This window comes from Paraburkholderia aromaticivorans, from assembly GCF_012689525.1.
Lineage (GTDB): Bacteria > Pseudomonadota > Gammaproteobacteria > Burkholderiales > Burkholderiaceae > Paraburkholderia > Paraburkholderia aromaticivorans_A.
The window spans coordinates 2046269-2070762 of sequence record NZ_CP051516.1 but is presented as its reverse complement, the minus strand read 5'-3'; the positions used below and the strand labels follow the sequence as shown (position 1 = coordinate 2070762).

The following is a 24494-nucleotide window of genomic DNA, read 5'->3' as shown; positions in this document are numbered from 1 at the left end:
TCCCGGCTTCTGCTCATGGCCCCACTCAGTCAATGACTGAATGGGGCTTTTTCATATGCGCCCGGCTACGCCGCAATCACTTGCGCAAGGCGCGGCTCATCTCCGCAAGCGGCATCGCAACGATCGAATCGAGCAGGCGGACTTCGCCGGCATTCGGCTGCGCGATTTCGCCGACGCTGCGCCGGGTGTCCGCCACGCGGGCGTCGAGTGTGGCCAGCATGTCATCCAGCAATCTTTCCGAACCCTTCGGCGAAAGACGAAGCGCTTCGCCGAAGGCCAGCATGTTCTTTCTGTTGATCTGCGCGAACTGCGTGGCGTCTCCAACAGGCATGGTCAGGTCGCAGTGCGGCCAACGGTCCCGCTGCTGCGGCTGGTAGGTCGGCGTGTGGTAGACGACCGTGCTCACCAGATCGTAGAACGGAGCCAGCCTGTAACCGCGAGCGGTGACGAAGAACGAGAGGTTTTTCAGATGCGAGTCGGCATTGCCGATGAGCACATTGAAGATCGCCCATCGGAATACATCGAGACGCGCCACTGCCCGCGTGCTCGTTTTCTCGATGGCATCCCTGAGCACCTGCGCGGTCGCGTTGTGATATTTAAAGCTGCGGTCGTAGTTCAACAACTGCATGGCGTCGACAGTATGCAGCCGCCGAGCCGGCTCACTGCTCGTGTCACGGTCGAATCGATCGATCACGTAGCAGGCCGAAGGCACACGTAAAAAATGCGTAGGCGGAACACGCACGCCCATCGCGTGCGCCAGTCGCATGCAGAAAAACTCGTTGATCGCCGAATGCGGATAGCCCGTGCTGCGCATGTCGGGCTTGAGCAGATGCATGGACGGTTCACTGCCCACGGGCTCCAGCAGTTCGTAGTCCGGCGCGTTGCCTCGCAAGGTCAGCAGCAGCTTCTGTTGGGCGCCCGCCGCGGACATGCGTTTGGGTGCCGTCGCGGTGAGCGCATGTTGCGGCATCGCCTGAATGCGTGCCTCCAGATTCGCGTACGACAACGGCTGCAGTCCGCCAGGTGTCTCCTGTTCGCCCTCGGCAAGCAGCGTCAAGGCGCCAGCCGACTCCCGGCCGTAATAGGCAAGCAGTCCCCACGCATCGCTCGCATCGACCTTGGCCTCACGGGCGAGCGCGCTGCGCATTTCCTCTTCAGGCAGCAGGTTGTCGAAGAACCATTGCACCGGCCGCTGGCTCGAGCCGTCGACGAAAGGCTGTGCATCCAGTGGGAAAGCGGGTGAAAGTGCAAACGCGTCTTCACGACCCAGCCAGTCCTGGTTGTAGGCAAATGACCAGACACCGCTGTCATCGCTCACGGCGCCCACGCGCCGGCCATTCGCATAGGCGACTAGCGTTCTAGCGGCCATGGGAGCTCCGTCGGCGATGGGATGCCTTGGTGGAGACGTCTGCGGGAATGTCTACGGAAACCTGGGCGCGCAGGGTGATGCCCAGTTCGCTGAGGAGATGCAGCACCTTGCCGATTTGCGCCGTTGGCTTACCTGCCTCGATGTGCGTGATGAACTTGGGAGACAGGCCAGTCGCGGTGGCGACGTCGTCGCGCGTCAACCCCTGCGCGAGCCTGGACGCCCGCACGAGATCGCCTAACTCCGTCATGTTGCCGATGAAAACGTTGGACTCCATCACTCGCCCCCGTGAACGTTCGTACCCGCTCGGGAACATTATGCCATGAGACTGCAGTTCGGATCCGATTTCGTACCCGAGCGGGTACGAATCGACGCGCCAAGCGTCAATAGAGACGTTTCGTACCTGATCGGGTACGAAAGATAGACAAATCTGGGAATATGACCGTTTACGTACCCGAGCGGATACGAACTGGATACCTTCAGTCTGGGAGCTGCCGCGCAGGCGGACCGGTGCGCTCACCATCCGCCATCCTTCGACCTCGCACAACCGCGCGGCCGCGGCACGAGTCGAGCTACCGCGTAGCACTACACGGCAGCCCGTCTCACGTCATCATCCCAACCAGCGGCGCGCGTTCTGGAATACCCGCATCCACGGGCTTGCGTCCGAGGCGCCTTCGCCCCAGCCTTCCGGATGCCAGCTCATCTGCACCGCGCGATGCACGCGCTCAGTGTGCGGCATCAGCACCGTGAAGCGTCCGTCCGGCGTCGTCACCGACGTGATGCCGTTCGGCGATCCGTTCGGGTTGAACGGATACTGCTCGGTCGCCTGACCACGGTGATCGACATACCGCATCGCCACCGCAACCTTCGACGCATCGCCTTGCTGCGAGAAGTCCGCGTAGCCTTCGCCGTGCGCGATCGCCACCGGAATGCGCGAGCCTTCCATGCCGCTGAAGAAGAGCGACGGCGAAGCCTGCACTTCGACCAGCGAGAAGCGCGCTTCGAATTTCTCCGACTTGTTGCGCGTGAACTTCGGCCATGCTTCGGCGCCCGGAATCATCGAAGCGAGGCTGCTCATCATCTGGCAGCCATTGCAGATGCCGAGCGCGAACGTGTCTTCGCGGCCGAAGAACGCAGCGAACATGTCGGCCAGTTGCGCATTGAAGCGGATCGCCTTCGCCCAGCCTTCACCGGCGCCCAGCGTGTCGCCGTACGAGAAGCCGCCGCACGCCACCGCGCCGGCGAAGTCCGCCAGATTGGCGCGGCCGGCCAGCAGGTCGCTCATGTGCACGTCGTGCGCGTCGAAGCCCGCGCGGTCGAATGCGTAAGCCGTTTCGAGGTGCGAGTTCACGCCCTGCTCGCGCAGGATCGCCACGCGCGGACGCGCGCTCTTGCCGATGAACGGCGCGGCGATATCTTCCGCCGGATCGAACGTCAGGATCGGTGAAATGCCCGGATCGGCCACGTCGGAGAGCGCGTCGTATTCAGCGTCGGCGCAAGCGGGGTTGTCGCGCAGACGCGCAATACGCCAGCTCACTTCGCTCCACGTGCGATGCAGTTCGGTGCGCGGCGCGTCGTAAATCTTCTTGGCGTCGCGATAGATTTCGATCGTGTCGCGCTCGTTGATCTTGCCGATCACATGCGAGCACGCCGACAGCCCATGTTCGCGCAACGACGCGAGCACCGCGTCGCGCTCGGAGGCGCGCACCTGGACGACGGCGCCGAGCTCCTCGGTGAAGAGCGCGCGGATCGTACGGTCCTCACGGCGGCCGCTGGTCTGCTTCGCCCAATCCTTGGCGTCGCCGTAATCGGATTCATGGTTCGGATCGAGCACCAGCATGTCGACGTTCAGCGACACGCCGACGTGGCCCGCGAACGCCATTTCGCAGACCGTCGCCCATAGGCCGCCGTCGGAACGATCGTGGTAAGCGAGCAGCTTGCCGTCCTGATTCAGCGCCTGGATCGCGGCGAAGAAACGCTTCAGATCTTCCGGATCGTCCACGTCCGGCACCGTGTCGCCGACCTGCTGCGTGACCTGCGCGAGAATACTGCCGCCCAAACGATGCTTGCCGCGGCCGAGGTCGATCGCGATCAGCACGGACTCGCCCACCTCGCTCGCGCGACGCAGTTGCGGCGTGAGGTGGCGGCGCACGTCTTCGACCGGCGCGAACGCCGAAATGATCAGCGAGACCGGCGCGACCACTTCCTTCGCGACGCCACGGTCTTCCCACTTGGTGCGCATGGACAGCGAATCCTTGCCGACCGGAATGCTGATGCCGAGCGCCGGGCACAGCTCCATGCCGATCGCCTTCACCGTGTCGTAGAGCGCGGCGTCTTCGCCCGCCGCGCCGCACGCGGCCATCCAGTTCGCCGACAGCTTGAGCTTGTCGAGCGACGCGATCGGCGCCGCCGCAATGTTGGTCACGGCCTCGCCGACCGCCATGCGGCCCGACGCCGGCGCGTCGATCACGGCGAGCGGCGTGCGCTCGGCCATCGTCATGGCTTCGCCGGTAAAGCCCGCGTAGTCCATGGTGGTGATCGCGACGTCGGCCACCGGCACTTGCCACGGGCCGACCATCTGGTCACGCGCGGTCGTGCCGCCCACCGAGCGGTCGCCGATCGTGATCAGGAACGACTTGCTCGCCACCGTGGGGTGACGCAGCACGCTGACCGCCACATCCGACAACGCGATGCCGGTGACATCCACCGGTTCGAGCTTCTGCTCGACGCGTTTGACGTCGCGATGCATGCGCGGCGCCTTGCCGAGCAGCACTTCCATCGGCATGTCGACCGGCTCATACGCGGTGTCGTCGTTCAGTTCGGAATCGATCAACTTGAGCTGACGCTCGGCGGTGGCCGTGCCGATCACCGCGAACGGGCAGCGCTCGCGCTCACACATGGCGGCGAAGGCCGGTAGATCAGCCGGCGCGATGGCCAGCACGTAGCGCTCTTGCGCTTCGTTCGACCAGATTTCGCGCGGCGACAAACCGCTCTCTTCCAGCTGGATCTTGCGCAGATCGAAGCGCGCGCCCTTGCCGGCGCCGTCGACCACTTCCGGGAAGGCGTTCGAGAGACCGCCCGCGCCGACGTCGTGAATGCTCAGAATCGGGTTCTTCTCGCCGAGCTGCCAGCACGCATTGATGACTTCCTGCGCGCGGCGTTCGATTTCCGGGTTGCCGCGCTGCACCGAGTCGAAGTCGAGTTCAGCGGTGTTGGTGCCGGTCGCCATGGAGCTCGCGGCGCCGCCGCCCATGCCGATGCGCATGCCCGGGCCGCCGATCTGGATCAGCAGCGAGCCTTCCGGCAGATCGTGCTTATGCGTGTGCTGGTCCGAGATATTGCCGATGCCGCCGGCGATCATGATCGGCTTGTGATAGCCGCGCACCAGACCCGCGACGTTCTGCTCGTAAGCGCGGAAATAGCCGCCCAGATTGGGCCGGCCGAATTCGTTGTTGAACGCGGCGCCGCCGAGCGGGCCGTCGATCATGATCTGCAGCGGCGAGGCGATGCGGTCGGGACGGCCGTACGCTTCGCGCTTCTCGTCCGGATTGCGGTGCGCGAGCGGCTGCGCGGCGTCGCGCGCGTTTTCCCATGCCTCGATGCCGTCCGGCAGTTCCAGATTCGACACCGTGAAGCCCGCCAGACCCGCCTTGGGACGCGCCCCGCGGCCGGTCGCGCCTTCGTCGCGGATTTCGCCGCCCGCGCCCGTCGCGGCGCCCGGGAACGGCGAGATCGCGGTCGGGTGATTGTGCGTTTCCACCTTCATCACGGTGTGCGTGAGTTCATTGCTGCGGCGGTAGTGCTCCGGCATCGCGCCGGGGTCGGCCGGCGTGCGCGGGAACCAGCGCTCGGCCATGCCGCCCGCCATGATCGCCGAGTTGTCCGAATACGCGACGATCGTGCCTTGCGGATTGAGCTTCTCGGTGTTGCGGATCATGTTGAAGAGCGAGATGTCCTGCTTCTCGCCGTCGATGGTCCAGTCCGCGTTGAAAATCTTGTGGCGGCAGTGTTCGCTGTTGGCCTGCGCGAACATCATCAGTTCGACGTCGGTCGGGTTGCGGCCGAGCTTCGTGAAGGCGTCGACCAGGTAGTCGATTTCGTCGTCGGCGAGCGCGAGGCCCAGTTCCGTGTTCGCCGTTTCCAGTGCGCCGCGGCCATTGCCCAATACGTCGACGGTTTGCAGCGGCTTGGCCGGCAGTTCGTCGAACAGATGCAGCGCGTGGTCACGCGACGGCGACACGCTTTCGGTCATGCGATCGTGCAAGGCTGCCACGACGGCTGCTCGGGCTTCGTCGGAGAGCGCCTTCTTGCCGCCCAGCAGGCCGCTTTTCAACGTGACCGTGTACTCGACGCCGCGCTCGATGCGGCGCACCTGCGTGAGGCCGCACAGATGCGCGATATCCGTTGCCTTGCTGGCCCACGGCGACACCGTGCCGAAACGCGGCACCACGAGAAAAGTCTCGGCCGCGCCGCGCTCTCTGGATTCTTCGAGCGGATCGCCGTAATGCATCAGCGCTTCGATCTTCGCGTTGTCTTCAGCGGAGAGCGGCGTCTGGGCGTTGACGAAGTGCAGATATTGCCCGCGCACGCCGGTGATGTTCGGATCGATGCGCGTAAGCGTTTCGAGCAGGCGGGTTTGACGGAAATCGGAAAGGGCCGAAGCGCCGGGGAAACACGAGAAGTGGGCCATGGACTTGACGTTGCGTCGCTAATGATGCCGATGAGTGATGCCGATGAGTCGCGCGTGAAGGCGACGTGAGGCGCAAAGGAAGTCCGGGATTATACCCCGGGAACGCGCTTCCGGCGGCCATGGGACGTGTCCGGGCGGCCGGCGGCCGCGTGCTCGCGAATGTGTTCTTCCGATACGACATCTTGTCGACATGCCGATGCTTTAATCGACGCGCAAGTGGGGCAATTCATTCGCCCGGACGCGTCGGCGGCGCGGCGCAACGCGGTGGCACCCCGCGCTGCGCGAATACGCCCGCAACGCGAACCGCAAACCCTTTCGAACAGGCATGCCATGAACATCAACTGCTGTGGCAGTACCGATCAGACTTCGTATCCGCTGGCTTTGATGCAGCCGCCGCCGGACATGGCCGACGCACTCGCGCAGACGACGCCTCGCATCCACTCGCCGGACGAGACGCCGCGCGCGCTGATTGGCAATGCGGCGGCCTGGCTCCCACACGGCGAGCCGGACGGCCGGGCGCCGAGGGCTGGAGGCGGAGTTCAGCCGCTTGAGCGCATCGGCGGCAAAGCGGCGCCGGATAGGCTGGACGATTCGGGTGAGCGGGTCCAGGACAGCAAGGACGGCAAATGCAATCCGGTTCGCGACACATGGGACCCGGATGGGCGGCACACTCGCGACAGCGTGGACGCCAACGGTACGCGTATTCACGACACGTGGGACACGGACGGCAAGCACACTCGCGACACCTTGGACGCCAACGGGGCCCGTATTCACGACACGTGGGACGCGGACGGCAAGCACACTCGCGACACCGTGGACGCCAACGGCGACCGTATTCACGACACGTGGGACGCGGACGGCGAATACATCCACGAGAGTTCAAACGAAAGCGGAAAACACGTTCGCGACCGATGGGATTTGAGCGGCAACCACATACGCGACGCGTGGGACGCGAACGGCAACCACATCCGTGACGTCTGGGACGCCAACGGCAAGCACAAACACATCGTCTGGCACGAAAAGGCCAACAACATACCTCCTTCGATGGACCCCGACGATCTCACGCCCGGCGCCGCAGCCCACAACGGACGCCCGATGCCTCGACCCGTGGTCGGCGACCCTCCGGCGTCATCGCCGCTCCCGGGCAATGGCGCCGGCAACGGCGAGCCGTCGGAACCTGTCGGCGGCGGGGATGGTGGGCAGCCTGCCGAGCCCACTGGCGACGGTGGCGGCCTTCCCTCCGCGCCCACAGGTGGCGACGGCGGTCAACCCTCCGCACCCATCGGCGACGGCGGTGGCGACATCCAGGCGCCCGACAACAACACCGGCTATACCGACTACGATCAACCCTCCCCCGGCTCCGCGCGTACCCCGGCGCTGATCGGGCTCACGTCGGAGCAACGCGGGATAGTGACCCGCGCCTATCAACACGTGAAGCGCATGATCGACAGCGCGCTCGACAAGCTCAAATCCGGTCATCCGGACGAAAACTTTTCGCGCTGGTTCGGCAGCCCGACTCAGCGGAATGTGCAGAAAGTCGAACAGGTTCTCACCCACATGCAGCACGCCATATCGCACGACCAGTTCACCTTCGTTCTCGGTGCGCCGCAAGACAACTGGGAACTGGCGCACGTGCAATTCAATTCGCCTCATGAGATCGACCTGAAGCCACACTTCTTCGATCACGCGTTCGGCAACAACACCCCGGAAGCGACGATCGCCCATGAGTTGAGCCATTTCCCGTACATCGGCAACACGAAGGACCACCTGTATGGCCCTGACGCCGTCTCCAGCCTCGCGGCACGGAACAGCGACGTGGCCACCGACAACGCCGAAAACTACGGCATGTTCATTCGCGCGCAGGAGACGGCATGAGCCTCGTGAGCGGCACCGGTATTCGCCGCGGCCACGACGGACCACGAAGGACGACGCCGCAACCCGTGCGCTCCCGTCCCCTCGAGATCCGCCCGCCGCGGCCGGGTCCCACGCCGCGCGTGGCAGGCGGGCCGGTTTGACTGCTATCATTCGCCCTTTCACCAGATCGGCGCGAGCGGCCTGAGAGGCCGCTCGCGCCGCATGTCACGCTCAACGGGAATGCGCCGCTTCGGCGTCCCGTCGGCAAATCGAATCAGAACATGGATGTCATCGTCATCGGCGGCGGGATTGCGGGCGTCGCCACCGCTTATCAACTGCGCGCGGCCGGCCACCGGGTCTGCGTCGTCGAGCGCCACGCCACGGTCGCGCAAGGCGCAACCTATGGACACGGCGGCACCGTCCTGCCGACCCCGCTCGACGTCTGGTTCGGCCCGACTTTCATGGCCAGCCGTCAAAACGCCAAAAACGGCGTCGTCAACAAGTCCGGCTTCAACGGATCGGCGCGCCAGTTCGTCAAGCAACTGGCCGAGTTGCAGGAACCCAACGCGTTCGGCCATCAATACGGACTGCTGCGGCCGCTGATCGAGCTGTCGCGCGACACCATGGCGGACATGGAGGCGCGCTTCGGCCTCGAGTTCGAACAGACCAGCGGCCTGCTCTATCTGGTGCGCTCCGAACAGGAGTGGCAGCAGATGCGGCCCGCGCGCAGCCTGCTCCAGCTTTTCGAAGTGCCGCACCACGAACTGACACCCGAACAATGCGCCGCGTTCGAGCACTCTGTGCGTACCGAGCCGGAATTCGCGGGCGGCGTGCTGTTCGACCAGGAGCGCACGGCCAATGCCCCGCTGTTCACCAAGCTGATCAAGCAGACGCTGGATACGCAAGGCGGCGTGCAATTCATGCTGGGCTGCGAAGTCTCGTCGATCCGCCTGGAAGGCCAGCGCGCCTCGGTGGAACTGGCGCCGCAGCCGGGCGCGACCTCCCGTTCGCGCGAAGTGGATGTGATCCACGCCGACGCGGTGGTCGTGGCGGCCGGCCATGGCAGCCTGCCGCTGCTCGACCGACTCGGCTTGCGGCTGCCGCTGCATCCGCTGCGCCTGCACACGCTGGTCGCACCGATCGCGCATGAGGAATGCGCGCCGCACGTCGCCATCGTGGACGCGGTGAAGCGGATCGCGATCAGCCGCATGAACCATCGCTTGCGGATTGCGGGCGGCGCGGTGTTGCAAAGCGCCGGCCAGATCGACAAGCCGTTGGGCGAAGCGGTGACAAAAGAAGCCCTCGCCCTGCTCGGCCAGGCCACGCACGACTGGATCCCGGGCGCCGCGCGAATCTCGGTGGCTTTGCCGTGGGAAGGCGTCAAACTGCTGTCGCCGGACGGCTTGCCGGTGATCGGCAACGCGCTGCATCCGCGTCTTTTCGTCAATGTGGGCCACGGCCCGGCCGGCTGGGGTCTCGCCTGCGGGTCGGGCAAACTGGTGGCCGACCTGATTTCGGGCGGCACGCCGGACGTCCCCGTGGACACACTGGCCGCCCTACGTCCGGATCGGTTCAGGTAAATCTCGCCGGCCCGTGTACGAACGGGCCGCAAGAGGTGCCCGCCGGGCGCTCATCGGCACTACCATAGCGATTCCCCAAGCTTTTTCGCCTGCCACCGGGCGAACCGCCAAGCCTCGCCATGCCAGAAGCCGACCACACGCCGCCGACGCTCATCAGCCCGCACAACCGGGCGCTGCCGCTCCTGACGCTCACCGACCTGCGGATCGCCGAATCCCAGGCGGCGGCCGCCTTGCCGAAACACACGCTGATGTCGCGCGCCGGAAAATCCGCCGCGAGCTTCCTGCGGGAGCAGATCACGCGCGATACGTCGATTGAGAAATCCAGGCAGAAGGTGTGGCTCATCGCCGGGCCGGGCAACAACGGCGGCGACGCGCTGATCCTCGCGACGGAACTGCACGAAGCCGGTATTGCCGTCGAGCTGTGCATGCCGGTCGAGGTGAAACCGGAAGACGCGCGCTGGGCGCTCGACACGGCCCGCGCGGCCGGCGTCGCGATCACCACCACGCCGCCCGCGTCGCTGGACGGCTACAGGTGGCTGGTGGACGGCATGTTCGGCATCGGCCTGACGCGTCCACTCGAAGGCGTGTTCGCGACCGTCGCCCGGCAGCTTTCGCAACGGGCCAAAGCGCGGCCGCGCAAAGGCGGCGTGCTGGCGCTCGACGTGCCGAGCGGCCTCGACAGTGACACCGGCACGGTCGTGGGCAATGGCGACGGCGCCGCCGTCCATGCCACCCACACGATCACTTTCATCGGCGCCAAACCCGGGCTCTTCACCGCGCAAGGGCGCGATCTCGCCGGCGCCGTCACGGTCGCGCCGATCGGCGTCGACACGAGCGGCCGCACAGCCGTGCAACTGAACGCGCCCCAACTCTTCGGCGCCTTTTTGCCGCCGCGCGATTTCGCGACTAACAAGGGCAGCTTCGGCAGCCTCGCCGTGGTCGGCGGCGACACCGGCATGTGCGGCGCGCCGATCCTCGCCTCGCGCGCGGCGCTGTACGCCGGCGCGGGCAAGGTGCACGTCGCGTTGCTGGGCGAAGGCGCCCCGCCCTACGATCCGCCGCACCCCGAGCTCATGCTGCATGCCATCGACGATCTGCCGCTCGACCAGATGGACGCGCTCGCCGTCGGCTGCGGCATGGGTCATCGCGAACGCGCCACGCGCGTGATGCACGACGTGCTGCAACTCGACGTGCCCAAGCTGTTCGACGCGGACGCGCTGAACCTGATCTCGAAGGACCCCGCGCTCGCCGCCGAAGTCACCGCGCGCGGCGTGCAAGGCGATCCGTGCATCCTCACGCCGCACCCGCTCGAAGCCGCGCGCCTGCTCGGCACCGACGCGCCGGGCGTGCAGCGCGACCGCCTCACCGCGGCGCGCTCGCTCGCCGCGCGCTACGCCGCCGTGGTGGTGCTGAAAGGCACCGGCACCGTCGTCGCGGCTCCGGATGGCCGCCTCGCGATCAATCCGACCGGCAACGCCGCGCTTGCGACGGGCGGCACCGGCGACGTGCTCGGCGGCATCATCGGCGCGCTGCTCGCGCAGCATCTGCCGCGCTACGAAGCGGCGCTCGCGGGCGTCTATCTGCACGGCCTCGCCGCCGATACGCTGAGCGCGCAAGGCCACGGTCCCGCCGGCCTGACCGCGGGCGAACTGGCGCCGATGGTGCGGACCTTGCTCAACCGGTTGTTCTATCCGGCGACGGAGTGCTGAAGCTGTCCGTCCCAACCTATGGATGGACCGCCCAAACCGCTGCCGTCTGTCACGCAACGCCGTTATACTGACTGACTGCGCCGCGCGTCGGAGCCACTACGGGTGACGGCGAATTTTCACCGCCGCCCACGGCGAACCCGGCCGCGCGGCATCGCTCTAACAGCATCGTTGCATCATCCTCGGCAGCGCTTCACGCGCGCGCCTTTCTTCGTGCCACTTGGTTAGACGGACGCTATGACCCAGAACTCGCTCCCCTCCTGGTCCTCGCTGCAAACGCATTACGAAAAGATTCGCGATGCGCACATGCGCGACTGGTTCGCCCCCGAGAACGATCCCGCCCCTACCCGTGCTGAGCGCTTTGCGTTCGCGGGCGGCGGTCTCGCGGCCGATTTCTCGAAGAACCGCATCACCGAAGAAACGCTGAAACTGCTCGTGCAAGTCGCGCGCGAAGCCGGCGTCGAGAAACGCCGCGACGCCATGTTCGCGGGTGAGATCGTCAATCCGACGGAAGGCCGCGCCGTACTGCACACCGCCTTGCGCGCCACCGATCCGAAAGCGCCGTTCTACGCGCAAGTGCAAGCCGAGCGCGCCAAGATGGCCGCGTTCGCCGACCAGGTGCGCAGCGGCGAGTGGAAAGGCTATACCGGCAAGCGGATCCGCTATGTCGTGAACATCGGCATCGGTGGCTCGGATCTCGGGCCGAAGATGGTCGTGCACGCGCTGCATCATCTGGCCACGCCGGAGATCACCACGCACTTCGTGTCGAACGTCGACGGTGCCGATCTGTACAACGTGATGCAGCAGATCGATCCCGAAGAGACGCTCGCGATCATCGTCTCCAAGACTTTCACCACGCTCGAAACCATGACCAATGCGCGCTCGCTGCGCGACTGGTTCATCGAGAAAGGCTGCCCGGAAAATGCGCTGGCGAAGCACTTCGTCGGCGTGTCGGCCAATCCTTCGGAAGTGGTCAAGTTCGGCATCGCGAAAGAGAACGTCTTCGAGATGTGGGACTGGGTCGGCGGACGCTATTCGTTGTGGTCGGCCGTGGGTCTGTCGATCATGATCGCGATCGGACCGCAGCAGTTCGACGAACTGCTTGCCGGCGCCAACGAGATGGACCAGCATTTCCGCGACGCGCCGCTCGAGAAGAATCTGCCGGTGCTGCTCGGCATGATCGGCATCTGGTATCGCAACTTCTTCGGCTCACAAAGCTACCTGGTCGCGCCGTATTCGCAAGCGCTGCATTTCCTGCCTTCGTATCTGCAACAGCTCGAAATGGAGAGCAACGGCAAGTCGGCGCGTCTGGACGGCGCGATGGTCGACTACCCGACCGCCGCGGTGACGTGGGGCGAACCGGGCACGAACGGTCAGCACGCATTCTTCCAGATGCTGCATCAGGGACCGACGATCGTGCCGATCGACTTCATCGCCGTGTTGACGCCGGAGCATCCGCTCGTCAGCCATCATCCGAAGCTGCTTGCTAATTGCTTTGCGCAAAGCGAAGCGCTGATGGTCGGCCGCACGCTCGAAGAAGCAAAGAAAGTGGCCGGCGCGGACAAGCCCGAACTCGCACCGCATCTGGTGTTTCCGGGCAACCGTCCGACTAGCACGCTGCTGGTCGACGCGCTTACCGCTCGTTCGCTCGGCGCGTTGATCGCGTTGTACGAGCACAAGGTGCTGGTGCAGGGGACGGTGTGGAACATCAACTCCTTCGATCAGTGGGGCGTGGAGTTGGGCAAGATCCTCGGCAAGGTGGTCGAAGCCGATCTGACGGCGCCGAGTGCTGATGTGAAGAAGCATGATTCGTCGACGTCCGCATTGATCGCGCGGGCGCGTGCGGCGTTGAAGAAGTGATGGTGAGCGGCGCGGTGGTTCGCGCCGCTGAAGTTACGCTGACGTGATTGGCGCATTCGCCTGCTGGCGAGGTGAGCCGAAAGGAAAAAAGCGGGCCCTCGCGGCCCGCTTTGCTTTTGTACCGACGCTCGGTCAGGCGAGACGTCCCGCCTCGATCGTCACCGTCGTATCGCAACGGCGCGCCAGCTCGATGTCATGCGTGACGAGAATCAACGTAGCGCCGTTCGCGCGGTTCATCTCGAACATCAGATCGATCACCGCGTGACCGGTGGCAGCATCGAGACTGCCGGTCGGCTCGTCGGCGAACAGGATCGCCGGATGTGTGACGAACGCGCGCGCGAGCGCCACGCGTTGCTGCTCACCGCCCGAGAGCAGTTTCGGATAGTGACTGGTGCGCTTGCCGAGACCCACCTGCTCCAGCAAACCGCGCGCACGCGTTGCGGCCTCGCGGGTGCCGATGCCGCCTTGCAGTTCCAGCGGCAAGGTGACGTTCTCGAGCGCCGTCAAATGCGGCATCAGTTGAAACGACTGGAACACGAAGCCGACCGAGCCGCTGCGCAATGCGGCGCGCTCGTCTTCGTTCAGTTCGCCAAGTTCGCGGCCGAGCAACCGAACCGAGCCCGAGCTCGCGCTGTCCAATCCTGCAAGCAAGCCGAGCAGCGTAGACTTGCCCGACCCGGATGCACCGACGATCGCCACACTGCTGCCGGCATCGATAGCAAGATCGATGTCGTCGAGAATCGTCAGTTCGCCCGTTGCATCCTTAACCTTCTTGCACAAACCCCGCACTTCAATGACTGGATCAGTTTTGTTTAGCATGGTGAAGCGTAGGTTGAAAGTGCATGCCATGACGTCTCGCGCCACGGGGCTGACAACGGCATGCGGCTTTGCCGTCGTGGCCGCCACCCTGTTTTCAGTGAGCCTCGCGGCCCGGGCCGCCAACGCGCCCGAACCGGCCAAGCCGGTGATCGTCGTGCTCGGCGACAGCATCTCCGCCGAATACGGCCTGCCCCGCGACACGGGCTGGGTTGCGTTGATGCGCCAGCGCCTCACCGACGAGCGAATCGATTATAGCGTCGCCAATGCGAGCATTAGCGGCGACACCACGAGCGGCGGACGAGCCCGCTTGCCGGCGCTCATGCAACGCCTGAAGCCGAGCATCGTGATCGTTGAACTCGGCGCCAACGACGCATTGCGCGGCGTGCCGCTCTCCACCACCGAAGACAACCTGCGCACGATCATCGAGCAGGCACAGCAAGGTCACGCGAAGGTCGTACTGGTGGGCATGTATGTGCCGCCTAATTACGGCCCGGACTACACGCAAAAGTTCCACGGTTTGTACGGCGATCTGTCGAAGCAACTGCGTGTGCCGCTCGTGCCGTTTCTGCTCGCCGGCATCGCCGACAAACCGGACATGTTCCAGGCCGATCAGATTCATCCCACCCAGCAGGCACAGCCAGTGCTACTTAACAACGTGTGGCCCGCAGTCAAGCCACTCCTTCACACAAGTTCGCCGCACTGAAAAGCCTGCTAACAACTTGTTTCCAGAACTTCGGGAACGCGGATCGGTAAGTTCTCTCTGACACTTTCGTAATCCCGTGTAACCCGGCTCGATTTTGAGCGACTTTAGAGGAGATAACGTGAAATATTTACCGTTAATCGCTTTGACCGTGGCAATTTCCGCCTGCGCCGCTCAACCGCCCGCTGGCGTTCAATCCGTCGGCGAAAGCCAACAGCCGCCGAAGGGTGTCGCTACCTGCATCGCGCAGAAGTGGGCCGACAACTCGCAGCAACAAGTAGTCTCGCAAGACACGCTGGCTAACGATCAAGCCATGGATGTCTATGTTCCGGGTCAGCAGCCGCCTAATGGCGCCGCCGCTGTCGTACGTCCGTCGTACTCCGGCAAGGGTACGTGGGTCGGCTTCCGCGCCGGTGGCGCTGCTGCGGGCAGCGACGCCACGAGTGCAATCAGCGGCTGCCTGTAACGCTCGCAACGTGCCGCAGCAAACCGTTTGACGAGTTTGCACTCGTCAAATGAAAAGCCCCGCAAATGCGGGGCTTTTTTGCGTCTGGGGCGGTCTTACTCGCCGCTCGCCTGGGCATTGCTGCTGTCGAGCGAGCCGTAGAATTTCACCTTCGAACGCGCGCGCAGCGCTTCGACATAGGCCTCTGCTTCGGACTGCGCATCGACCTGCGCGATCTGTTGCTGCGCTGCAGCCAGACGCTGCGGATCGACCGTCGTACCCGCCACCACCGCGTTCACGCGATAGATCGCATAGCCGTCGTCGCCAAGATCCACACCGACGTAAGCCGGCAATTTTTGCGCATCCGCTTTGTAGATTGCACTCAATGCAGCCGGCGGCACGCCTTGCGCGTCGTTGCGCGACACCTTCAGCGGCGACGAGAAGCCGGTGGTCGCCTTTGACTTTTCGAACTCGGCCAGTTTGGCCACGCCGTCCTTGTGTGCCGTCTCGTTCGACTGAACCGCGATCACCTTCTGACGCACGGCGTCCTTGACGGCGTCGAGCGCCGGCACCGCCGCGGCCTTGTAGTCGGTCACGCGCGCCGCGATCAACGTGTTGGCGCCGGCGTCGATGGCTTGCGTGTTGTTGCGTGCCGTCGTGGCGTCGTTCGCGAACACCGCGGCGAGGAACTTCGCGTTGTTCAGCGGGCTGTCAGGCGCGAGCTTCGGATCCGGCTGCGGCGTAACCGTGGCGGTCTGCACTTGCAGCTTGTACTTGTCGGCGGCCGGCTGAAGGCTCTTCGCTTTTTCATAGACGATCGACGTGAAGCCTTCCGAATCGTCGGTGAATGCCTTGCTGGCCAACTGCGTCTTCAAGTCTTTCGAGATCTGATCTTTCACTTCGTCGAACGGCTTCGTGACCGCCGGCTTCACGTCCGTCACCTTGACGATGTGATAACCGAAGTCGGTCTGCACGATGCCGCTGACTTCGTCTTTCTTCAGCGCGAACACGGCGTCGTCGAACGCCTGGCCGCCCGCGATCATGCCGGGGCCGAAGTAACCCAGATCGCCGCCCTTCGACGCCGAACCCGGGTCCTGCGAATTCTGCTGCGCGATCTGCGCGAACTGGTCCGGATGCGCCTTGATCTGCGCGAGCAACTCTTCGGCCTTCTGCTTGGCCTTGGCCTTGTCGGCCGCACTCGCGTCTTTCGGCGCCGCGATCAGGATGTGGCTCGCACGCACCTGACCGTCAGTCCGATAGTGCGCGATGTTGTCGTCGTAGTACTTCTTCAGATCGGCGTCGCTCGGCAGCGCGGATGCGGCGAGCGTTGCCGGCGACATGACGAGATACTGGATCGTGGCCGTAGCCGGCGTGGCGAATTCGTTGCGATGCGCGTCGTAATAAGCTTGCAGTTGCGCGTCGGTGGGCTGCACCTTCGCGGCGTAGTCGCGCGGATGGAACGCGATGCCCTGCACTTCGCGCTGTTGTTCCGCGAGTTCGGTCAGATGCTGTGCAAGCGTTTTCGACGTGAAGGCGCTGCCTTGAATGCTGGCCGGCAACTGCTGCGTGGCGATGCTGTAGCGCACGCGTTCGTCGTACTGGTCGGGCGTCATGCCCTGCATGGCGAGCAACTGCTTGTAGCGGTCGACGTCGATCGTGCCGTCAGGATTCTTCAGCGACGAGATCACCGGATCGTTCATCAGCACACGGCGCACAGCGTCGTCCGACGCGGTCAGATGCAGGCGCTGTGTTTCATCGGCCAGTACGCGTTGCTCGATCAGACCGTCGAGCATCTGAGCGCGGCGCGCCGGCGTGTCGAACGACTTCATGTCGAACTGCGCGCCGAGCATTTGACGGGCGCGGTCGAGTTGCTGACGCATCGCGTTGTCGTATTCAGCGCGCGTGATCTTGTGACCGTTGACGCTCGCGACGTTTGCGCTTTCGTCAAAGAAGCCGCGAAAGCCCTGAATACCCACAAAACCCAACCCCGGCACAATGACGAGGATGAGCATGAACATCATCAGGCGTTTGTGATTGCGGAAAAAATCGAGCATGCGTGAGGAGTGCCAAAAACAGAACGCCCGATCTTACAACAGCGGGCAATAAAAAAGGCGAACCGGAGTTCGCCTTTCGAGGATACTGGCGGAGTGGACGGGACTCGAACCCGCGACCCCCGGCGTGACAGGCCGGTATTCTAACCGACTGAACTACCACTCCTTATGTTGCGCTGAAACACTTGAAGGAATCTGAAACTGGTGGGTGCTGAGAGGCTCGAACTCCCGACCTACGCCTTGTAAGGGCGCCGCTCTACCAACTGAGCTAAGCACCCGTTTCACGATTCAGTGCTTCTTTCCTGCTTCTTTCAACCTGCCGCCTGATTTTCGTCAACTGACGTCCCTCAAGCAGCGAGCCAATTAGTTTAGCGCATCCTTCAGAGCTTTGCCAGGCCTAAATTTAGGAACCTTCGCCGCCTTGATTTTGATGGCAGCGCCAGTGCGCGGATTGCGCCCGGTGCGCGCGGTGCGCTTGCCGACTGCGAACGTGCCGAAACCGACCAACGTCACCGAACCGCCCTTCTTCAACGTCCCTTTGACACCATCGATCACAGCGTCGAGTGCACGGCCTGCCGCTGCCTTCGAAATGTCGGCTTGCTGCGCAACGTGATCGATCAATTCCGTCTTGTTCATCCCAACCCCCGAGAATGTTTATGGCAATCGTGACGGCGCTTTATTAGCGCCTGGCATCACGCGGCCGGCGGGCAACGCCGGGCGCAATCATTAGAATTGGCCGAAACCCTTGTGTCAAGCGGGGTTGAGCCTGATTTAGGAGGTTTTGGAGGGGGCTTCCTATAACAAAACGTTGCCGCGAATGGATGCACGCACAACCAGTCCGCAGGCGCACGCCGCTTTGCTCAAAAGGTGGGAAAACGCGCGTCGCCAGACGCTTGATGGAAATCGCATACGCAATAAAAAACCCGCGGCCGTGACCGCGGGTTTTCTTCAAGCAAACAGCTTCGTTGCTGACTGTCTTAGTGCTTCACGACTTCCGTTGCTGCGGCGTCTTTGCCCGGCTCCGCTGCGACCGGCGCAGCAGGCTTCGGCTCTTCTTCCTGCAACGCCGCCGGCACACGTTCGAGCGCCAGTTCGAGCACCTTGTCGATCCAGCGGACCGGCACGATCTCGATCGCGTTCTTCACGTTGTCCGGAATCTCCGTCAAGTCCTTGACGTTTTCTTCCGGAATCAGCACCAGCTTGATACCGCCGCGATGCGCCGCCAGCAGTTTTTCCTTCAAGCCACCGATCGGCAGAACTTCACCACGCAACGTGATTTCGCCCGTCATCGCGACATCGGCGCGCACCGGAATTCCGGTCAGTACCGACACCAGCGCGGTCGTCATCGCGACACCGGCCGACGGACCGTCTTTCGGCGTCGCGCCTTCCGGCACGTGGATGTGAATGTCCTGCTTCTCGAACGCTTCATCCTTAATACCGAGACGGCGCGAACGCGAGCGAACCACCGAGCGTGCTGCCTCGACCGACTCCTTCATCACGTCGCCGAGCGAACCCGTGCGGATCACGTTGCCCTTGCCCGGCATCACCGCGGCTTCGATGGTCAGCAGATCGCCGCCCACTTCCGTCCACGCGAGACCCGTGACCTGGCCAACCTGATTTTCCTTCGCGGCCAGACCGAAGTCGTACTTGCGCACGCCGAGGAAGGTGTCGATATTCTTGCCGTCGACCCTTACCGCGCCTTCCGCCTTCTTCAGCAAAAGCATCTTCACGACTTTGCGGCAGATCTTCGAAATTTCACGCTCGAGCGAACGCACACCCGCTTCACGCGTGTAGTAACGAATGATGTCGCGAATCGCGATTTCCGCCACATCGACTTCGCCATCCTTGAGGCCGTTGTTCTTCTTCTGCTTGGGCAAAAGATAACGTTGCGCGATGCTGACCTTCTCGTCTTCCGTGTAGCCCGACAGACGGATCACTTCCATCCGGTCGAGCAACGGCGGCGGAATGTTCAGCGAGTTCGACGTCGCGACGAACATCACGTCCGACAGATCGAAGTCGACTTCGACATAGTGATCGGCGAACGTATGGTTCTGTTCCGGATCAAGCACTTCCAGCAGAGCCGACGACGGATCGCCGCGGAAATCCTGACCCATCTTGTCGACTTCGTCGAGCAGGAAGAGAGGATTGCGCACGCCGACCTTGGTCAGGCTTTGCAGAATCTTGCCGGGCATCGAACCGATATACGTACGACGGTGACCGCGAATCTCGGCTTCGTCGCGCACGCCGCCCAGCGCCATACGCACGAACTTGCGGTTCGTGGCGCGAGCGATCGACTGACCCAGCGACGTCTTACCGACACCCGGAGGCCCAACGAGGCACAGAATCGGCGCTTTGACCTTGTCGACACGTTGCTGGACCGCGAGATACTCGAGAATGCGTTCCTTCACTTTCTCGAGACCGAAGTGGTCTTCGTCGAGCACGCGTTCCGCATTCGAGAGGTCGTTGTTGACCTTGCTCTTCTTGCGCCACGGCAAGCCGATCAGCGTATCGATGTAGTTGCGCACGACCGTCGCTTCAGCCGACATCGGCGACATCAGCTTGAGCTTCTTCAACTCGGCGTCTGCCTTCTTCTTGGCTTCCTTCGGCATGCGGGCTGCCGTGATGCGCTTCTCGAGTTCTTCGAGGTCCGCACCTTCTTCGCCTTCGCCGAGTTCCTTCTGGATCGCCTTGACCTGTTCGTTCAGGTAGTACTCGCGCTGGCTCTTCTCCATCTGGCGCTTCACACGCCCACGGATGCGCTTTTCGACCTGCAGGATGTCGATCTCGGCTTCGAGTTGCGCGAGCAGATGCTCGAGTCGCTCGATCACCGGGAACATTTCGAGGATGTGCTGCTTCTGGTCGAGCTTGAGCGGCAGATGCGCCGCGATCGTGTCGGCCAGACGACCCGCTTCGTCGATACCCGACAGCGACGTCAGGATCTCCGGCGGAATCTTCTTGTTCAGCTTCACATACTGGTCGAACTGCGACACGATCGCGCGGCGCAGCGCTTCAGTTTCAGCGCTGTCGGCGTGGTCGGGTTCAAGCGGCATGACTTCGCACGAGAACTGCGTTTCCTGTTCTTCGATGGAAAGCGTTTTCGCGCGCTGCAACCCTTCGACGAGCACCTTCACGGTGCCATCGGGCAGCTTCAGCATTTGCAGGATGTTGGCGACACACCCTACTTCGTACATGTCCTTTTCGGTCGGCTCATCTTTCGCAGCCGTTTTCTGGGCGACGAGCATGATGTGCTTGCCGCCTTCCATCGCTGCTTCGAGAGCCTTGATCGACTTCGGGCGGCCTACGAAGAGCGGAATCACCATGTGCGGGAAGACGACTACGTCACGCAGCGGGAGCAGCGGGAGCGTAATGCGTTCCGGCGGAAGGAGTTGGGTTCCTGACATTTCATTTCCCCATGAGTGGAATCAGTTCGTTCGATAGGTGAGGCCAGCAGAAAAGATTGCAAGCCTCCGCGTGTGGGAAAAGTTCAGTGACTCCGAAGGTTCAGTGACTCCATAGTGAAAACAACCAACCTGACCACACGATAAACGAAAAAAGCCGTTCACGTTGCCATGAACGGCTTTTTTTGCAGAACCCGAAAGCCGATCAGTTCGAACCCGCCACTTTGGGCGCGTCTTCATAGATCAGTAACGGTTTGCCGTCGCCGTCAATCACGTTGTCGTCGATGATGACCTTGCTAACACCTTTCATTTGCGGTAGGTCGTACATCACATCAAGCAACGCCTGTTCCAGGATGGAGCGCAGACCACGCGCGCCCGTCTTGCGACGAATTGCCTTACGCGCGACAGCTTGCAATGCGGCCGGGCGAATTTCGAGCTCGACGCGTTCCATGTTGAACAGCTTGTGGTACTGCTTCACCAGCGCATTCTTCGGTTCGACGAGAATTTTCATCAACGCAACTTCGTCGAGCTTGCCGAGCGTAGCCACCACCGGCAGACGGCCGATCAGTTCGGGAATGAGACCGAACTTGATCAGATCCTCCGGTTCCACTTCGCGCAGCACTTCGCCGGCGTCGCGGTCCTGCTTGCTCTTCACGCTCGCGCCAAAGCCAATGCCGGTCTTCTCGGTACGATCGACGATGACCTTTTCGAGGCCGTCGAACGCGCCACCGCAGATGAACAGAATGTTGGTGGTGTCGACCTGAATGAAGTCCTGATTCGGGTGCTTACGGCCGCCCTGCGGCGGCACCGACGCCATCGTACCCTCGACCAGCTTCAGCAAAGCCTGTTGCACGCCTTCGCCCGAAACATCGCGGGTGATCGACGGGTTGTCGGACTTGCGGCTGATCTTGTCGATTTCGTCGATGTAGACAATGCCGCGCTGGGCCTTGTCGACTTCGTAATTGCAGTTTTGCAGCAGCTTCTGAATGATGTTCTCGACGTCTTCACCGACATAGCCGGCTTCCGTCAGCGTGGTTGCATCGGCAATCACGAACGGGACGTTCAGGAGGCGCGCGAGCGTCTGCGCGAGCAGCGTCTTGCCGGAACCGGTCGGGCCGATCAGCAGGATGTTGCTCTTGGACAGCTCGATCTCATCTTTCTTGTCGAGATGCTTGAGGCGCTTGTAGTGGTTGTACACCGCGACCGCGAGAATTTTCTTCGCGCGTTCCTGACCGATCACATACTGGTCGAGGATTTCACGGATTTCCTGCGGACTCGGCAGATCGGACTTCGACAAGCCCGCCTCGATGCCCGCACCTGCAGCCTCATCACGGATGATTTCGTTGCACAGGTCGATACATTCATCACAGATGAACACCGACGGGCCGGCAATCAGTTTTTTGACTTCATGCTGGCTCTTGCCGCAAAAAGAGCAATACAACAGCTTTTCGCTGTTAGAACCTTTCTTGTCCGCCATAGATGTGTGAGCCTCCGGACACTCGATTACATGATACGCCGTTTGCCCTGGCCTCGCAGTTTGGGCGGGGCCGGGCTTGAGCCAAGGTGACGGCGTTTGCCGCAGGCACTCGGACGAAGTTTGATTATTTCACAACCGATCCGGCGACGTTTTTGCCCCATTTCGGGGCAAAAACGCACCATCTCAAGGACGCTTGTGCGCCACCTGGTCGACGAGGCCGTAAGCTTGCGCGTCGTCGCCGGACATGAAGTTGTCGCGGTCGGTGTCGCGCGCGATACGCTCGACCGGCTGGCCGGTGTGATGCGCGAGCAGATGATTCAGCCGTTCCTTCAAATACAGGATCTCGCGCGCCTGAATTTCGATGTCCGACGCCTGACCGCGGGCGCCGCCCAGCGGTTGGTGAATCATCACGCGCGAATTCGGCAGAGCAAAACGCTTGCCTTTCGCGCCGGCCGCCAGCAGGAATGCGCCCATACTGGCCGCAAGACCCATGCACAGCGTGGAGACATCCGGCTTGATGAACTGCATCGTGTCATAAATCGCCATACCCGCCGAAACCGAACCGCCCGGGCTGTTGATGTAGAAACTGATGTCCTTGTCCGGGTTCTCACTTTCGAGGAACAGCATCTGCGCGACGACGAGATTGGCCGTCTGGTCGTTCACTTCGCCGACCAGGAACACGATCCGTTCCTTCAGCAGACGCGAATAGATGTCGTACGAACGCTCGCCCCGGCCGCTCGTTTCCACGACGATCGGCACCAGTCCGAGCGCCTGCGCTTCGAGATCCCGCGACGACTGGGAGGTCAACGTGTCCAGCATTTGAGCGCGAAAGGTCATGCAGTGGATCCTTGTCTGAAATATTCTAAATATTAGATGCTGGACAGGTGTGGTCGACAACCCCGTATTCAAGTGCGCGATCAGTGCGGCGCGATGCGTGACACCCGTGCAAAACGCAACGCACATTCACAGCACAAAAAAACGGCGTGCGGGCCGTCGCTCCGACAGCCGGCACGCCGTTGCAGCGACGCTTACGCTTGCGCCGTTGCGCTTGCCAGTTCTTCGAAGCTCACTTCCTTGTCCGTCACCTTGGCCTTGCTGAGGACGAACTCGACGACGTTGGCTTCAACGACGTACGCTTCCATTTCGGCAAGACGTTGCTGATTGGAATAATACCAGCGGACGACTTCCTTCGGGTCTTCGTAGCTTTTCGCGAACTCGTCCACTTCGGCACGAATCTGCTCCGGCTTGGCTTGCAGTTCGTTGGCCTTGACCAGCTCGGCCAGCACGAGGCCCAGCTTGACGCGGCGCTCAGCCTGTTCCTTGAACATCGCAGCCGGGATCGGTGCATCCTTGGCGTTCGGCACGCCGCGTTGCTCCAGATCCTGACGCGCCATGCCGACGAGGCGTTCCTGATCCTGTTCGATCAGTGCGTTCGGCACGTCCAGGTCGGAAATCTTCAGCAGCGCGTCCATCACCTGGTTCTTGACGATGGCTTGCGTGCGGCGCTTCGCTTCGCGTTCGAGATTGTCTTTGATCTCAGCGCGCATCTTGGTCAGGTCGCCGTCTTCGATGCCGAGTGACTTGGCGAATTCAGCGTCGATTTCCGGCAGATGCGGCCACTCGATCTTCTTCATCGTGATCGTGAATTGCGCGGTCTTGCCGGCGACTTCCTTGCCGTGATAGTCCTCAGGGAATGCCAGGTCGAATTCCTTCGATTCGCCGACCTTCAGGCCCGTGGCGGCCTTTTCGAATTCCGGCAGCATGCGGCCTTCGCCCAGCACGAACGCGAAGTCGTCCGCGCTGCCGCCCTGGAACACTTCACCGTCGATCTTGCCGACGAAGTCGACCGTCACGCGGTCACCTTCCTTCGCGGCAGTGTCGTCGCCGCCGTCACCGTGCTCGCCGGCTTCGCCGCGAGCGTGGAAGTGCACGCGCTGCTTGCGCAGAATGTCCAGCGTGCGGTCGATTTCCGCTTCGCTGATGGTGGTCGTGGTGCGCTCGATCTCAGCCGTGGCGACGTCGCCCAGCTTCACTTCCGGATACACCTCGAACGTCGCGTCGAACGCGTAGTCGCCTTCCGTGACGTCGACCTTCGGTGCAAAGCTCGGCTGGCCGGCGACGCGCAGGTTTTCGGCGCGGCTGATGTCGAAGAATTCCTTGCCGACCTTGTCGCTCAGCACTTCGGCTTCCACCTGGCCCGAATACTGTTGCGTCACCATCTTGAGCGGCACCTTGCCCGGGCGGAAACCCGGCATGCGCACGTTCTTCGCGAGTTGACGGATACGCGAGTCCACTTCCTTCTGCACGGTGTCCTTCGGCAGGGAAATCGTGACGCGGCGTTCGAGCTTGCCGAGGTTCTCAACAACGTTAGCCATGGCTTCAATCGTCCTAAAATTATTCGAGCGAATCAGTTATCTTCTCCGTGCCGCTTGTCGATGTCGTGCGATGTCGCGTTTTTTGGTCGCGTTTGGTTCGCTTCGCATCGATTGCGCGCCTGCGCCGCGGGCTTGCAGGCCGCCGGCAGCACGGTTGGGTCCAAAGAGCCGAA

General features: G+C 62.9%; 16 protein-coding genes and 2 tRNA genes. 6 read left to right on the top strand and 12 right to left on the bottom strand.

All coding sequences use genetic code 11. The features are described 5' to 3' along the window. Positions 1–76: 76 nt before the first annotated feature. From HF916_RS37405 to purL, 3 genes are all read right to left on the bottom strand, one after another. Positions 77–1369, bottom strand: a complete 1293-nt coding sequence (locus HF916_RS37405) for a HipA domain-containing protein (RefSeq protein WP_168793784.1) — start codon at positions 1367–1369, stop codon at positions 77–79. Continuing rightward, a complete protein-coding gene (locus HF916_RS37400) occupies positions 1359–1643 on the bottom strand; it encodes a helix-turn-helix domain-containing protein (protein ID WP_168793783.1) in 285 nt (94 codons plus the stop codon). Before HF916_RS37400 ends, HF916_RS37405 begins: the two co-directional genes overlap by 11 nt. A 333-nt stretch (positions 1644–1976) precedes the next feature. Continuing rightward, positions 1977–6056, bottom strand: a complete 4080-nt coding sequence (gene purL / locus HF916_RS37395; protein ID WP_168793782.1) for a phosphoribosylformylglycinamidine synthase — start codon at positions 6054–6056, stop codon at positions 1977–1979. Positions 6057–6386: 330 nt separating this feature from the next. Here purL and HF916_RS37390 point away from each other — a divergent pair, with 330 nt between their 5' ends. The 4 genes from HF916_RS37390 (at position 6387) to pgi (ending at position 13056) form a co-directional block, all read left to right on the top strand. Then, entirely contained in the window at positions 6387–7931 is a 1545-nt protein-coding gene (locus tag HF916_RS37390; protein ID WP_168793781.1) for a M35 family metallopeptidase, read from the top strand. Between the two features lie 260 nt (positions 7932–8191). Then, complete coding sequence (locus HF916_RS37385) at positions 8192–9490, top strand: NAD(P)/FAD-dependent oxidoreductase (protein ID WP_168793780.1); 1299 nt, start codon at positions 8192–8194, stop codon at positions 9488–9490. Positions 9491–9609: 119 nt separating this feature from the next. Then, positions 9610–11199, top strand: a complete 1590-nt coding sequence (locus HF916_RS37380) for an NAD(P)H-hydrate dehydratase (protein ID WP_168793779.1) — start codon at positions 9610–9612, stop codon at positions 11197–11199. Between the two features lie 234 nt (positions 11200–11433). After that, entirely contained in the window at positions 11434–13056 is a 1623-nt protein-coding gene (gene pgi, locus HF916_RS37375; protein WP_168793778.1) for a glucose-6-phosphate isomerase, read from the top strand. A gap of 132 nt (positions 13057–13188) precedes the next feature. Here the strand turns inward: pgi and HF916_RS37370 are convergent, their stop codons facing one another. Further along, complete coding sequence (locus tag HF916_RS37370; protein ID WP_106307454.1) at positions 13189–13875, bottom strand: ABC transporter ATP-binding protein; 687 nt, start codon at positions 13873–13875, stop codon at positions 13189–13191. Between the two features lie 28 nt (positions 13876–13903). On the opposite strand from HF916_RS37370, the gene HF916_RS37365 reads away from it, so the two are divergent. After that, positions 13904–14578 (top strand): arylesterase, encoded by a 675-nt coding sequence (locus HF916_RS37365; RefSeq protein ID WP_206002043.1) that lies wholly within the window; start codon positions 13904–13906, stop codon positions 14576–14578. Between the two features lie 118 nt (positions 14579–14696). After that, entirely contained in the window at positions 14697–15041 is a 345-nt protein-coding gene (locus tag HF916_RS37360) for a hypothetical protein (protein ID WP_168793776.1), read from the top strand. A gap of 95 nt (positions 15042–15136) precedes the next feature. Here the strand turns inward: HF916_RS37360 and HF916_RS37355 are convergent, their stop codons facing one another. The 8 genes from HF916_RS37355 to tig all read right to left on the bottom strand — a co-directional run bounded on the left by HF916_RS37355 (position 15137) and on the right by tig (position 24321). After that, entirely contained in the window at positions 15137–17074 is a 1938-nt protein-coding gene (locus tag HF916_RS37355) for a SurA N-terminal domain-containing protein (protein ID WP_168793775.1), read from the bottom strand. Between the two features lie 86 nt (positions 17075–17160). Continuing rightward, positions 17161–17237, bottom strand: a tRNA-Asp gene (locus HF916_RS37350). 36 nt (positions 17238–17273) lie between these two features. Beyond that, positions 17274–17349: transfer RNA gene (locus tag HF916_RS37345), tRNA-Val, on the bottom strand. A gap of 85 nt (positions 17350–17434) precedes the next feature. Next, entirely contained in the window at positions 17435–17707 is a 273-nt protein-coding gene (locus HF916_RS37340) for an HU family DNA-binding protein (protein ID WP_012432917.1), read from the bottom strand. A 341-nt stretch (positions 17708–18048) separates the two neighbouring features. Next, positions 18049–20472, bottom strand: a complete 2424-nt coding sequence (gene lon, locus HF916_RS37335) for an endopeptidase La (protein ID WP_168793774.1) — start codon at positions 20470–20472, stop codon at positions 18049–18051. 202 nt (positions 20473–20674) lie between these two features. Further along, positions 20675–21946, bottom strand: coding sequence for an ATP-dependent Clp protease ATP-binding subunit ClpX (gene clpX / locus HF916_RS37330; RefSeq protein WP_007182009.1), 1272 nt, complete (start codon positions 21944–21946; stop codon positions 20675–20677). A 183-nt stretch (positions 21947–22129) separates the two neighbouring features. Beyond that, positions 22130–22783, bottom strand: a complete 654-nt coding sequence (gene clpP / locus HF916_RS37325; RefSeq protein WP_007182010.1) for an ATP-dependent Clp endopeptidase proteolytic subunit ClpP — start codon at positions 22781–22783, stop codon at positions 22130–22132. A gap of 191 nt (positions 22784–22974) precedes the next feature. Next, complete coding sequence (gene tig, locus HF916_RS37320; protein ID WP_168793773.1) at positions 22975–24321, bottom strand: trigger factor; 1347 nt, start codon at positions 24319–24321, stop codon at positions 22975–22977. Positions 24322–24494 lie beyond the last annotated feature (173 nt).

Excerpts from the sequence above, each read along its gene's own strand:
- HF916_RS37365 (WP_206002043.1), top strand. The coding sequence starts at position 13,904 with ATGACGTCTCGCGCCACGGGGCTGACAACGGCATGCGGCTTTGCCGTC.
- HF916_RS37400 (WP_168793783.1), bottom strand. The coding sequence starts at position 1,643 with ATGGAGTCCAACGTTTTCATCGGCAACATGACGGAGTTAGGCGATCTC.
- purL (WP_168793782.1), bottom strand. The coding sequence starts at position 6,056 with ATGGCCCACTTCTCGTGTTTCCCCGGCGCTTCGGCCCTTTCCGATTTC.
- HF916_RS37385 (WP_168793780.1), top strand. The coding sequence starts at position 8,192 with ATGGATGTCATCGTCATCGGCGGCGGGATTGCGGGCGTCGCCACCGCT.
- HF916_RS37405 (WP_168793784.1), bottom strand. The coding sequence starts at position 1,369 with ATGGCCGCTAGAACGCTAGTCGCCTATGCGAATGGCCGGCGCGTGGGC.
- tig (WP_168793773.1), bottom strand. The coding sequence starts at position 24,321 with ATGGCTAACGTTGTTGAGAACCTCGGCAAGCTCGAACGCCGCGTCACG.
- HF916_RS37340 (WP_012432917.1), bottom strand. The coding sequence starts at position 17,707 with ATGAACAAGACGGAATTGATCGATCACGTTGCGCAGCAAGCCGACATT.
- clpP (WP_007182010.1), bottom strand. The coding sequence starts at position 22,783 with ATGACCTTTCGCGCTCAAATGCTGGACACGTTGACCTCCCAGTCGTCG.
- HF916_RS37380 (WP_168793779.1), top strand. The coding sequence starts at position 9,610 with ATGCCAGAAGCCGACCACACGCCGCCGACGCTCATCAGCCCGCACAAC.
- clpX (WP_007182009.1), bottom strand. The coding sequence starts at position 21,946 with ATGGCGGACAAGAAAGGTTCTAACAGCGAAAAGCTGTTGTATTGCTCT.
- pgi (WP_168793778.1), top strand. The coding sequence starts at position 11,434 with ATGACCCAGAACTCGCTCCCCTCCTGGTCCTCGCTGCAAACGCATTAC.
- lon (WP_168793774.1), bottom strand. The coding sequence starts at position 20,472 with ATGTCAGGAACCCAACTCCTTCCGCCGGAACGCATTACGCTCCCGCTG.
- HF916_RS37370 (WP_106307454.1), bottom strand. The coding sequence starts at position 13,875 with ATGCTAAACAAAACTGATCCAGTCATTGAAGTGCGGGGTTTGTGCAAG.
- HF916_RS37355 (WP_168793775.1), bottom strand. The coding sequence starts at position 17,074 with ATGCTCGATTTTTTCCGCAATCACAAACGCCTGATGATGTTCATGCTC.
- HF916_RS37390 (WP_168793781.1), top strand. The coding sequence starts at position 6,387 with ATGAACATCAACTGCTGTGGCAGTACCGATCAGACTTCGTATCCGCTG.